Here is a 12042-nt window from a genome sequence, read left to right as displayed (position 1 = left end):
TGACACATGACGCCTATTCGTCACAACGGCTCGGCAGGTTCGGACAACGACGCGGTGCTCGACGCGGTGCGCGACTGCGTGCTCGCCGTCGGGGTCCGCCGCACCACGCTCACCGACGTGGCCCGCCGCGCCGGTGTCTCCCGCATGACGCTCTACCGGCGCTGGCCGGACGTGCGGTCGCTGGTCGGCGACCTGATGACGCGGGAGTGGATCGCGGTGGCCACCGGGGCCATGCCCGAGCACAGAGCGGACATGACCGCGCGGGAGCTGCTCACGCGGGGACTCGTGGACGCGGTGCGGGACTTCGTCGCCCACCCGCTCTTCCGCAAGATCCTCGACGTCGACCCCGAACTGCTCCTCCCCTATGTGCTGGACCGCCTCGGCGCGAGCCAGGAGGCCCTCCTCGAGCTGCTGGCCGGCGTGCTGCGCGAGGGGCACGCCGACGGCTCGGTGCGCCGCGCGCCCGTCGAACGGCAGGCGCGTTCGGTGCTGTTGATCGTGCAGTCCTTCACCCTGTCCCTGCGGACCGTGACCGACGAGGACGCACCCGAGCTGTCCGCCGAGGCGTTCCTCGGCGAGCTGCGCGGCATTCTGGAGAGGACCCTCACGCCATGACCCCCCTCAGCGGCTCGTCCCTGTCCGCCGCCCGGCGCGCCCGCGACCTGACCGGCTCGGTGAACGGCGACACCGTGGACGTGCTGGTCGTCGGCCTGGGCGTGACCGGCGCGGGCGCCGCCCTGGACGCCGCGGCGCGCGGACTGCGCGTGGTGGCGGTCGACGCCCACGACCTGGCGTTCGGCACCTCCCGCTTCAGCAGCAAGCTGGTCCACGGCGGGCTGCGCTACCTGGCCTCCGGCCGGCTCGACGTCGCCCACGAGAGCGCGGTGGAGCGCGGCATCCTGATGGAGCGCACGGCGCCCCATCTGGTGCACGCCCAGCCGTTCGTCCTGCCGCTCACCCCGCTGGTGTCGCGCGGGCAGGCCGCGCTGGCGCGGGCCGGGTTCCACGCCGGGGACACGCTGCGGCTGGCGGCGCGCACCGCCCGCGCCACCCTCCCGGCGCCCCGCCGCCTCTCCGTCGTGGAGACCCGCCATCTCGCACCGGCGCTCCGGCTCGACGGGCTGCGCGGCGGTCTGCTGTCGTGGGACGGCCGGCTCACCGACGACGCCCGGCTGGTGACCGCCCTGGCCCGTACGGCGGGTGCGCACGGCGCGCGGGTCCTCACCCGGGTCCGGGCGCTGGAGCTGACCGCGACGGGCGCGCGGGTCCGCGACGAACTCACCGGCCAGGAGGGCGAGATCCGCGCCCGCGCGGTGATCAACGCCGCCGGGGTGTGGGCGGGCGGCCTCGTCGACGGAGTCCGCATCCGTCCCTCCCGCGGCACGCACCTGGTGCTGCGCCCGGAGAGCCTCGGCCCGCTCACCGCCGGACTGCACATCCCCGTGCCCGGGGAGACCAACCGCTTCGTCCTGGTCCTCCCCCAGGACGACGGCCGGGTCTACGTCGGCCTCACCGACGAACCCGTGGACGGCGACATCCCCGACGTCACCGAGCCCCCGGAGACGGACATCGGCTTCCTGCTGGACGTCCTCTGCTCGGTCCTGCACGTGCCGGTCCACCGGGACGACGTGGTGGGCGCGTTCGCCGGGCTGCGGCCCCTGCTGGACACCACGCCGGACGACGCGGACGCCCCGCCGAGGACCGCCGACATCTCCCGGCGGCACGCCGTGCTGACCTCGTCGGAGGGCGTCGTCACGGTGGTCGGCGGCAAGCTGACCACGTACCGGCGGATGGCCGAGGACGCGGTGGACGCGGCGGTACGGCTCCGGGGCCTGGCCGCCGGCCCCTCCCGCACCGCGTCGCTGCCCCTGGTGGGCGCGGCGGCGCCGCACGTCCTCGCCGCACTGCCCGCGCCCCGGCGCCTGGTGCGCCGCCACGGCACCGAGGCCCCGGCGGTCCTGGCGCTCGCCGAGCGGGACCCCCGCCTCGCCGAGCCGGTCCTGCCCGGGTATCCGGTCACGGCCGCCGAGGCACTATGGGCGGTGCGCCACGAGGGCGCGCTGGACGAGGAGGACGTCCTGGACCGCCGCACCCGCATCGGCCTGGTCCCCTCCGACCGGACGGCGGCGCTGGAGGCGGTGCGGGCCCTGCTGGCCGACGCGGCGAGGGGCTGACGCGGTCAGCGCGCGTGGACGCCGACCTCGTGCAGCGAATAGCCGTACCTGGTCCCGCGTCCCAGGCCGACGACGCGCACCTGCCGTGCCTCGACCGGCGTGAACACCGCCGTGTCCAGCCCGCCGTCGCCCGCTGTCGTGGACCACACCGTGCGCCAGTCCGTGCCGTCGGGCGACACGTCGATCCGGTACGAACTCCCGTACGCGCGTTCCCAGTCGAGGGTGACGCGGCCGATCCGGTGGACGGCGCCGAGGTCGAGGCGCAGCCACTGGCCGTCGCTCCAGTCGCTGGACCACCGGGTGCCCTGGTCGCCGTCGACGGCACGGGCGGGGGCGTAGCTGGTGAACGGGTTCCACTCGGCGGAGGAGGCCGTCGCCTCCGCGCCCCGGGCGAGGTTCGCCGCCGGGCGGTGGCGTTCGGTCGCGCCCCAGGTGGTGAGGTAGGACTCGGCGCCGCGGAAGAGGTCGTCCACGACGTGCTGTCCGCCGACGCGCCGGATGTCCTCGATCCAGTCGGGCACCAGCCCGTAGTGCGCGGCGCCGTCGGTGTTCAGGTCCCAGGTGCGCTGCCCGGTGGTCTGCCGGTCGAGGACGGAGCCGCCGTCGACGCTGCGGTAGGGGTAGGTGACCGGGTTCGGCGCGTCCTTGCCGCGCGGGGCGGGCCAGCCGCCGACGCCGTTCATGTCGGTGCCGAAGCCGTAGCCGACGCCGTAGGCGTCCCGCAGCCGTTCGGTGCGGCCGGCCTCTGTGACGAACCGCTCGGAGCCGTTCATGTACTGGGCGGTGAACCCGCCGAGCCGGTAGACGCGTTCGGTCCAGTTCAGGTCCATCCAGCTGTGCGAGGAGAGGACGCCCGGGTAGGACGCGGACTCGAAGAGGTCGAGGACCCGGCCGGCGGCCTTGACGCTCATGTGGTCGATCTCGAGCATCATGCCGCGCTTCATCATGCCGCGCACGGCGTACTCGCCCAGCCCGGTCAGCCCGCGCACGTTGCACCGGGCGTCCGCGTCGTACGAGGGGACCTCGACGCCCTCGGGGAGGTGCTTCTCGGCGGCGGGCGCGGAGGCGAGGCCGATGGGGTTGTCGTGCTGCGGGCCGGTGCAGGGCTCGGTCCGCCAGAAGGTGCCGGTGGACAGGAACTGCCCGACGTTGATGGCGGTGCCGAGCGCACCGGAGTCGAAGCGCACGCCGCACAGCGCGTTGTCGAACTTGTGGCACAGGAACATGCTGCGCACGCCCAGGCCGTACAGCTCGTCGAGGCCCGCGTCGATGTCGTCCCGGTCGCACTGGGCGATGTCCAGGATCATCTTGCAGCCGAACGGCTCCGAGGTCTCCACGCCCAGCACGACGGCCAGTTTGCCCTGCTCGATCACCTCACGCGCCTGCGCGCTGTCGGTGACGACGCGGAACCATCCCTTGCCCGGCCCGCCGTACATGGCGTCGACGTAGTCCTGCATCCGGTAGGTGAGCCGGGCCTGCAGGCGGATGGAGGTCATCTCGTCGCAGCTGCGGTCCTTGAAGAAGTACACCGAGCAGATCACGCCGTTGGTGACGAGGTCGTTGACCAGCACCCGCTGCCCGCCGCGCCAGGCTCGCTCGATCCAGGCGTAGTAGTTCTGCTGGTGGGTCAGCGAGTCGTGGGCGGGCCAGTCGGCGAAGGTGGGCCAGCCGTCCGGGTCGTGGCGGCCGTCGCCACCGCCTGTGATGAAGTCGAAGACGGCGAGGGAGCCGTCGGGATAGTGCTCGGGACAGTCCTTGAGCGCGTCGGCGATGCCCTTCTCGGAGAACGCCTTGCCGCAGATGAGCCGGCCGCCGAAGGCCTCGTTGGACATGATGTGGTTGTGCGCGTCGACGAATCCGCGCACCCGCCCGGCGGAGTCGGTGCCCTTGAACGGCTCCCCGGTGACGCCGATCCGCGAGTCCGGCACGGGCCGGGCGACCGGGTCCCACCAGTCGCCGCCGGCGGCCGAGCTGGACGTGGGTGTGAGCGCGGCGGCCAGGACGAGCAGGAGCAGCGTGACGATCCCGGCGTGGCGTCCGGCGCGAGAGGTGGTCACCGGCGGGTCCCTCCGTCGACGGAGCCGCCATGACAGGAGTTGTCATGGCCTCAGCAAACCCTCTCGGGGAGCATCGCTACTCGCGCGTACGCCGTCAAGACAGCGCGCACGCCCACGTCGGCCGGCGGGACGGCCCACGGACACCCCTGGACCGTCCCGCCCCCCCCGCTACGGCACGAGCCGCGCGTCCGCCCAGTCGGCGTGGTCGGAGTCCACCCCGTCCCCGCCGTCCAGCACGCGCAGGGTCAACCGCCGTACGCCGGTGACGTCCACGTCGACGGGGAAGGCCGGGCCGGAGCCGTCGAGCAACCCGGTGGTCAGCAGGGTCGTGCCGTCGCCGAGCACCTCGAAGGCCACCGTGCCCTTGGCGCCGACCTCGTCGTCCACGCCGACCTCGGCCGTGAACCGCCGGTACCCGCCGGCGAGTTCGACGACGACCTCACCCGCCGCGTGCATCCCGAGGCCCTTGTCGTGCACCGCGCCCTCCAGCGTGAGCGGGCCTCCGTCGGCGGGGTCGCGCTCGCCGTTGGACATGTCCCGCTCGACCGGCCCCCACCCGTTGCGCTCGGACGTGAACGGCAGGTCGCTCACATAGGTGACACCCGGTTCCGGCACGAACACCCGCACCGGGCGCTCGACCCGCAGCACCCCGGAGCCCGGCCGGTCCGGTGCGCGGTACTCCGCGCGCACGGTCAGGTCGTAGCCCCCGGGGCGGACGCCGGACGGCACCCGCACGGTCCAGTCGGCCGACAGCGCCTCCCCCGTGGGCAGTTCGGCGGCCCCGGCGTCGTCGCCGTCGACGGTCCAGCCGTCGGGGACGCCGAGCGTCAGCCGGACGTCCGTCGCCGGCCCCGACTCCTCCACCGCGAACCGGCCGGTGACGCCGACGGAGCCGCCCGGGTCCGTCTCGGCGCGTGCCGGGTCGGCGGTGAGCGTGGTGAGCGGCAGCCTGGTCACCGGCCGGTCGCAGGTGTCGCGCCCGGGCGTGAACCGGCAGATCTGCCCGGCGAACCCGCCGTGTTCGGCCGTCTGCACCTCCAGGGCGTCCCGGCGGGTGACGACGTGCCGTTCGCGCAGCAGCCCGCCGTCCTCGCCGTCCCGGACGACCTCCGCCAGCCAGCGTCCGCCGCCCAGGAAGTCCAGCGGCACGCGCTGCGTCCCGGCCTCACCGGCGTGGACGCTGCCGAGGAACCATCGTTCGCCGTGGCGCCGGGCGAACGTCGCGCTCTCGCCGGGGAGTCCCGACAGCAGCCGCGACTCGTCCCACACCGTCGGCACCTGCTCGAGGAAGCGGGCCAGCTCCGGCCGCTCGCGGTAGGCGGCGACCGAGCCCGCGAAGTTCTGGAAGCCGGACTCGAACACCACGGACAGCGCCAGTTCGGCCGCGTCGGAGACGGTACGGGTGCCGAACTGGAAGCCCATCGGCGTGTAGTCCATCGAACCGACCGCGTTGCGCGTGTACGGCAGCGCCGTCAGCCCCGCCGCGGGCACGGTGCCCTGCTCGGCGCCGTACACCGCCTCCAGGGTCATCACGTGCGGCCAGGTCCGCTGGACGCCCTTCGGGAGGGTCGCGCCGTGGAAGTTGACGAGCAGCCGGTACCGGGCGGTGTCCCGGAGGACGTCGTCGTACCAGCGGAAGCGCTCCTGGGAGTCGGAGTCCATGAAGTCGATCTTGAGTCCGGCCGCGCCCCACCGCTTCACCCGGGGCAGGAACTCGGCGCGCTCGGCCGCCGTGTCGAGATCGGAGTAATGCACCCACAGCAGGACGTCGACGCCCCGCTGCCGGGCATAGGCGATCAGCTCGGGCATCCAGTCGGTGGTCTTCCAGCCGTCGTCGACCAGGGTGTACGGCCAGCCGCGGGCCGCGGCGAGGTCGACGAAGCGCTGCTGGGCTGCGAGGTCGCGCTGGGCGGCGCCGAAACCGTCCAGCCAGGACCAGGCGACCTTGCCGGGCCGGATCCACGAGGTGTCCGCGAGGCGCGAGGGCGGAGCGAGGTCGTCGACGAGGGTGGACTCCGTGACGGTGGCGAGGTCGCCGACGACAGCGGTGCGCCAGGGGGTGGCCAGCGGCCCCTCGGAGGTGACCTCGGGGTCCGCCAGACGCACCGTGTAGCGTCCGTCGCCCTCGTGGACCAGCCGGCTCGCGTCGTAGCGGCCGTCCACGTCCGACTCGGTGAGCAGGGCGTAGGTGCCCCCGACCCGGAACAGCGCCGGGTAGGCGTACGCGCCGGGGGCCGCGCCCGCCGCGGTGGTCGGGGCGTACAGACGCTCGTAGTTGACCGAGTACGGCGTGAGCCAGGCCCGCGCGGCGGCGGGCGGCCGGAACGCGGACGCCTCCCGTTCGACGGTGACCGTGCCGGGGCCCGGGAGGACGTAGCGGTAGGCGACGCCGTCGTCGGCGACGCGGACCACGAGTCCGAGGCGGGCGCCGTCCCTGCCGCTGAAGGTGAAGCGGGTCTCCGTCATCCGCACGGTGCGGCGGAGCTGCTTGCCGGTGGTCATGGAGTACCGCTCGGTCACCTGCCGGGTGTGCCGGGAGTCGGCGCGCAGCCCCGAGGTGAGGTCGGCGGCGGAGGTGACGATGCCGAGCGGCGCCGGTTCGAGCACCGTCGTGCCGCCCTTGCGGGCGGTGAGGGTGAGGGTGCCGTCCGCGGGGTCGAGGCGGACGACGGCCGTGACGCCGTCCCGCGGCGCCCCGGGCTGGTGCACGGTCCAGGCGCCGCCGGGTTCCGCCGCCCGCGCGGGGGCGCCGAGCGTGGTGAGGGCGAGCGCGGCGGAGAGCAGCAGGGTGAGCAGGGCGGGGAGGGGTGTTCGGCGCGGGCCGCCTGGCGACGTGCGCGGCGATCTGGGCACGGGGGTCTCCGTCCAAGAGGTGACATCGTTGTCTGTCTTGGTTCCGGGACATCCCTTCCCGCTCGTCCGTTCCTCAACCACCGCGCGTCACACGGTGGTTGAGTTCAGCTCAGGATTCGCCCCGCTCGTAGTGGAGCGCGATGGAGCGCAGGACGTCGGCGGACGACACGTCGGTGCGGCCCTCGTCGTGGATCTCGGCGAGTTGGACGAAGGCGAAGGTGAGGGCGGAGGTGATCTGCACGATGGCCGGCCCGAGCTTCCCGGTGACGATCTCCGCCACCTCGCGCGCACTGGCGTCGGCGGGGAGCTGGATACGCGGCAGCATGTCCTCCAGCAGCCCGGCGACCGCACTTCCGGCGGTCACGTCGGCCTCCGGGTCGGCGCGCAGCCGGCGCCTCATCTCCAGGGCCTCCGTGAGGATGCCGACGCTCCGCTGCATGATCTCGCGCTGCTCCATGCGGCCAGCCTTCACACCGACTGGCCCGGCCAAACGCGTTCTGTCTATCATCCTGGTGAATGTTGCTTTCATATGGTTTGTCCCTGCCGGGGGCGGACCCGGAGTGCCCGTCCCGAGTGAGTGATCCATGTCCCGCACCGGCTCCAAGGACCACGGCGACGAGTTGCTGACCAGGCTCGGGACGCTGACCGCCCAGGCGCGTGCGGCGGCCGAGGTGCAGCGCTCGCGGGTGGAACTGGCCGTCGCGCTGCAGCGCGGGATGCTGCCGAGGGGACTGCCGACCGGTGACGGCGTACGGCTCGCGGTGCGGTACGTGCCCGCCAACCAGGGCCTCAACGTGGGCGGCGACTGGTACGACGCGTTCACCATGCCCGACGGCCGGATCGGCCTGTCGATCGGCGACGTGCAGGGGCACACCATCGAGGCGGCCGCCTTCATGGGACAGGTGCGGGTCGGGCTGCGGGCGCTCGCCTCCGTGGACAGCGACCCGGGCGAGCTGCTGGCGCGGACGAACGAGCTGCTGCTGACGCTGGGCGCGGACCTGTTCGCGACCTGCACCTTCATGCGGCTCGACCCGGAGACCCGGCTGCTGGAGAGCGCCCGCGCCGGTCATCTGCCGTGCGTGTGGGCCACGGCGGACGGGCGGTCCGGCGTGACGGAGGACGAGGGCGGTCCGCCGCTGGGCGTGCAGTCCGGGGCGGTGTACCCGGTGACGCGGTACCGGCTGGACTCCGGCGGGGTGTTCGTGATGGTCACCGACGGCGTCGTGGAGGGCCCGTCGATGCGTCTGGACGAGGGTCTTGAGCAGGTGTCGCGGCTCGCGGGCATCGCGGCGGTCGCACGTATGGACGCGGACGCGCTCGCCGCCGCCGTGATCAAGGGGGCGGCCGAGGTGGGGCACGACGACGACGCGGCGGTCCTCGTGATCGGGCACGAGCCCGCCGGTCAGCCGTAGGGCCGACAGCGGCGCGCCTCCCACCTCGCCGTGGAAGCCGCCTCGGTGTGTGATGACAGGTGTGGTGGCTCGCGAGGATCTCCGTACACCGGCCGTCTACGTGCTGCAGACGCTGGCCGTCGCCGCCTGCTACTACGCCGGGGGCCGGCTCGGACTGCTGTACGAACTGCGGGTCGACGGCTCGGTCGTGTCCCCCGTCTGGCCGCCGACCGGGATCGCCGTCGCGTCCCTGCTGATCCTCGGGCCGCGCGTCTGGCCGGGCATCGCCCTCGGCGCACTGCTGGTGATCGTCCACCTCACGCCCCCGGGCCCGGTCTCACCGGGCCTGCTGTTCGCCGGCACCGCCGCGCCTCTGTGCGCCTACTGGCTGTTGCGCAGGGCCGGGTTCCGCACCGACCTCGGCCGATTACGGGACTGCCTCAGCCTGGTGTTCCTCGGCGGCTTCGCCGCGATGCTGGTCAGCTCCACGGTCGCCGCCGGGCTGCTCGTCGTCTCCGGCGACCTGCCGGCCGGGTCCTTCTGGTCGGCGTGGCTGCCCTGGTGGGTGGGTGACGCGATGGGGGTGCTGCTGATCGCCCCGGTGCTGCTGATCCTGCCCCGGGTGCGGTCACCCGTGCAGTGGTCGCGCTGGCGGGAGGCGACGGCTCTGGTGGTGACCGCGGCGGTCCTCGTGCCGGTCGTCACGCACGCCCAGGGCAGTCTGCTGTTCGTCGTCTATCCGCTGCTGATCTGGGCGGCGCTGCGGTTCGAGCTGCCCGGCAGCACGCTGTGCGCCCTGTTCGCCTCCTTTCTGGCGACGGATGCCGCGACCGAAAGGACGGGGCCGTTCGATCAGCTGTCGGACGTGCACATCATGATCACTCTGCACGCCTTCAACGCTGCGGCCGCCCTCACCTCGCTGCTGCTGTCCGCGGTGATCACCGAGCAGCACAACACCCGCCGCTCGGTGGAGGACGCGTGCAAGGAACTGGTGGAGGTGCTGGAGCATCTGACGGCGGGCGAGTCCGCCCCGCACGGACGGCCGCAGCGGGGGGAGGGCCCCCGCGCGGGCTGAACGTCGGGGTAACCGTCCGCGCCCGCGGACCCGTTGCGGCAGAACAGTATGAACGCAACCGCTCCGCCCGTGGTGTCCGGCGGCCGGCGTTCCTAGCATCGCCGCCCGTGCGCAGCAACGCGCCGCCGAACCAGGAGCCGCACCGTGAACAGATTCCGTCATGCCCTCCGTCTCCCCCGCTCCCCGCGCTCCCGCCGGCGCACGGCGGGTCTGCTGCTCGCCGGGACGCTGGCCGGCGTCCTCGTCCCGGCGCCGGCCGCGCAGGCCCGGGACACCGGGCCCCGGCCGGCCGCCTGTCCGGAAGGGCTGCCGGACGGCGCCACGTGCTACACCGGCACGGACGCGAACGGCGCGCACTACGCGATCGCGATACCCGAGCGGTGGAACGGCGGGCTCGTCGTGCACGCCCACGGCGGCCCCGACCTGGGCGACGCGTCGGACCCGGGGCGCGGCGTCGAGGACCTCGGGCGCTGGCGGGTGGTGGTGGACCAGGGGTACGCCTGGGCCGGCTCGTCGTACCGCAGGGGCGGCTACGGCACCCGGATGGCCGCCGCGGACACCGAGAACGTCCGGCGGCTCTTCGTCGAGCGGTTCGGCGCGCCGCGGCGGACGTACGTGCACGGCCAGTCGTGGGGCGGGAACGTGGCCGCCAAGGTCGTCGAGACCTACGCAGGGAGCAGCGGCCCCTACGACGGGGCGTTGCTCACCAACGGCGTGCTGGGCGGCGGTTCCCGGGGCTACGACCACCGCGTCGACCTGCGTGTGGTGTACCAGTACTACTGCGCCAACCTGCCCCGGCCCGAGGAGGAGCAGTACCCGCTGTGGCAGGGGCTGCGCCGCGGCTCGACGCTGACCACGGCCGGGCTGCGCGCCCGGCTCCAGGAGTGCACCGGGTACGCGTCGGCGCCCGGGGAGCGCACCGCCCTCCAGCAGCGGAACCTGGACGACATCCTGAACGTCACCGGGATCCCGGAGCGGACGCTGGAGTCGCATCTGCGCTTCTCGGTGTTCACCTTCCGGGACATCGTGCACGAGCGGCTGGGCGGCCGTAACCCGTTCTCCAACCGCGGGGTGCGCTACTCCGGTTCGCACGACGACAAGGCGCTCAACGCGGGCGTGGAGCGGTTCGCCGCCGACCCGGCGGCCGTGCGCGACCTGTCGTACGACAGCGACCTCACCGGGCGGGTGGCGATCCCCGTGCTGACGCTGCACGCCAAGGACGACCCGACCGCGTTCGTGGAGCACGAGGCGGCCTACCGGGACACGCTGCGGGGCGCGCACCGCGACCGGTGGCTGGTGCAGACGTTCACCGGTGAGCACGAGCACTCCGCGCTGAGCGACGCCGAGTACGCCACGTCGCTGGCGGCGCTGGACCGCTGGGTGCGCACCGGACAGCGGCCGACGCCGTCGTCGGCCGCCGCGTCCTGCCCGGCGTTCGACCGGGTGTACGCCACCGGCTGCTTCTACGACCCCGGATTCCGCCCGGCCTCGTACGCCTCGCGGGTGCTTCCGCGGCCGGGCGGCACGTCCTGGCCGGCGATGACGGCCGCGCAGGAGAGGGCGTGGAGCCGCGTCCCCGGGGTCGGCATCGCGCCCTGACCCGGCGGGGCGGCGGTCACTCGCGCAGGGACGCGGCGTCGCCCATGACGACCACCGGGTGCAGCGCGGGGTCGAGGGCGAGCAGCAGGTCGCGCATGTGCTGCTCCTTCAGGCTCACGCAGCCCTGGGTGGGGCCGTCGTGATCGACGTGCAGCCAGATGCCGCCGCCCCGGTCGGCGCCCAGCGGCCGGGTCAGGTCCAGCGGGGACGTGCCGGGTTCGCGGTTGTAGTCGATGGCGACGACGTAGTCGAAGGACCCCTCCAGCGGCTCGCCTTCGAATCCGGTGCCGCTGACGGCGAAGCCGTCCGAGCGGTCGTAGGGCAGCCGGGTCCCGGGGTCGGGGAGCAGTCCGCCGGCGTCGGTGAGGCTGTAGACGCCGATGGGCGAGCGCAGGTCGCCGGCCCAGTGGTCGTCCGTCCAGCCGCGGAGCGCGTTGCGGGCGGGCCATGCCGGTCCTGCCTGCCAGCCGGTGCCGGTGTGCCGGTGGAGCACGGCCTGGGAGTGGTTGGCGTTCCGGTCGCGTCCGGTGACCACGACCACCTGGCGGGCGTCACCCGGGATCCACGCCCGGGTACGGGGGCCGAGGCCGGGGATCACCGCGGGCGCCTCGGTGGCGGGGCGGCCCTGTGCGGTGCCGGCCGCTCCGGGCACGAGGGCGGTCGCGGACGGGTGCTCGCGCGCGGTGGTGCCGGTGGCGGCGGGGTCGTCCCGGGCGCGGGTGCCGCTGCCCGCCCCGCACCCGGTGAGGGCGGCGAGGACGACGAGGGCGACGGCCCGCAGCCACACCCCGGTACGGAGGCGGACGGGCCCGGCGGACGGCCGCCGGGCGGCGCCGGACGCGGCGCGGGGCGCACGGTCCGGGCAGTCGGTCGATGAAGCCATGGACTCAGCC

Annotated in this window: 9 protein-coding genes; 5 read left to right on the top strand and 4 right to left on the bottom strand. The window is 74.1% G+C overall.

Translation table 11 applies throughout. From position 1 onward, the window contains the following. Positions 1–6: 6 nt before the first annotated feature. The gene (locus ELQ39_RS30535) at positions 7–615 is read left to right on the top strand and encodes a TetR/AcrR family transcriptional regulator (protein ID WP_242595126.1); all 609 of its coding nucleotides are present in this window, start codon (positions 7–9) and stop codon (positions 613–615) included. Then, complete coding sequence (locus ELQ39_RS30530; RefSeq protein ID WP_242595124.1) at positions 612–2174, top strand: glycerol-3-phosphate dehydrogenase/oxidase; 1563 nt, start codon at positions 612–614, stop codon at positions 2172–2174. Before ELQ39_RS30535 ends, ELQ39_RS30530 begins: the two co-directional genes overlap by 4 nt. Positions 2175–2179: 5 nt before the next feature. Here the strand turns inward: ELQ39_RS30530 and ELQ39_RS30525 are convergent, their stop codons facing one another. From ELQ39_RS30525 to ELQ39_RS30515, 3 genes are all read right to left on the bottom strand, one after another. Further along, complete coding sequence (locus ELQ39_RS30525; RefSeq protein ID WP_242595122.1) at positions 2180–4231, bottom strand: discoidin domain-containing protein; 2052 nt, start codon at positions 4229–4231, stop codon at positions 2180–2182. 168 nt (positions 4232–4399) lie between these two features. Next, entirely contained in the window at positions 4400–7084 is a 2685-nt protein-coding gene (locus tag ELQ39_RS30520) for a glycoside hydrolase family 97 catalytic domain-containing protein (protein ID WP_242595120.1), read from the bottom strand. A 109-nt stretch (positions 7085–7193) separates the two neighbouring features. Then, entirely contained in the window at positions 7194–7541 is a 348-nt protein-coding gene (locus ELQ39_RS30515) for a hypothetical protein (RefSeq protein WP_190003204.1), read from the bottom strand. Positions 7542–7668: 127 nt separating this feature from the next. On the opposite strand from ELQ39_RS30515, the gene ELQ39_RS30510 reads away from it, so the two are divergent. The 3 genes from ELQ39_RS30510 (at position 7669) to ELQ39_RS30500 (ending at position 11149) form a co-directional block, all read left to right on the top strand. Beyond that, on the top strand, positions 7669–8496 hold the full coding sequence (locus tag ELQ39_RS30510; protein WP_190003203.1) for a PP2C family protein-serine/threonine phosphatase: 828 nt from the start codon (positions 7669–7671) through the stop codon (positions 8494–8496). A 61-nt stretch (positions 8497–8557) separates the two neighbouring features. Beyond that, on the top strand, positions 8558–9550 hold the full coding sequence (locus tag ELQ39_RS30505; protein WP_242595118.1) for an MASE1 domain-containing protein: 993 nt from the start codon (positions 8558–8560) through the stop codon (positions 9548–9550). A gap of 144 nt (positions 9551–9694) precedes the next feature. Beyond that, the gene (locus ELQ39_RS30500) at positions 9695–11149 is read left to right on the top strand and encodes a hypothetical protein (protein ID WP_242595116.1); all 1455 of its coding nucleotides are present in this window, start codon (positions 9695–9697) and stop codon (positions 11147–11149) included. Between the two features lie 16 nt (positions 11150–11165). On the opposite strand, the gene ELQ39_RS30495 is transcribed toward ELQ39_RS30500, so the two are convergent. Beyond that, positions 11166–12032 (bottom strand): hypothetical protein, encoded by an 867-nt coding sequence (locus tag ELQ39_RS30495; protein WP_242595114.1) that lies wholly within the window; start codon positions 12030–12032, stop codon positions 11166–11168. Between the last annotated feature and the right edge of the window lie 10 nt (positions 12033–12042).

The organism is Streptomyces sp. GB4-14 (assembly GCF_022696125.1).
Lineage (GTDB): Bacteria > Actinomycetota > Actinomycetes > Streptomycetales > Streptomycetaceae > Streptomyces > Streptomyces werraensis.
The sequence above is the reverse complement of the archived record's forward strand: the minus strand, read 5'-3'. Positions and strand labels throughout refer to the sequence as shown.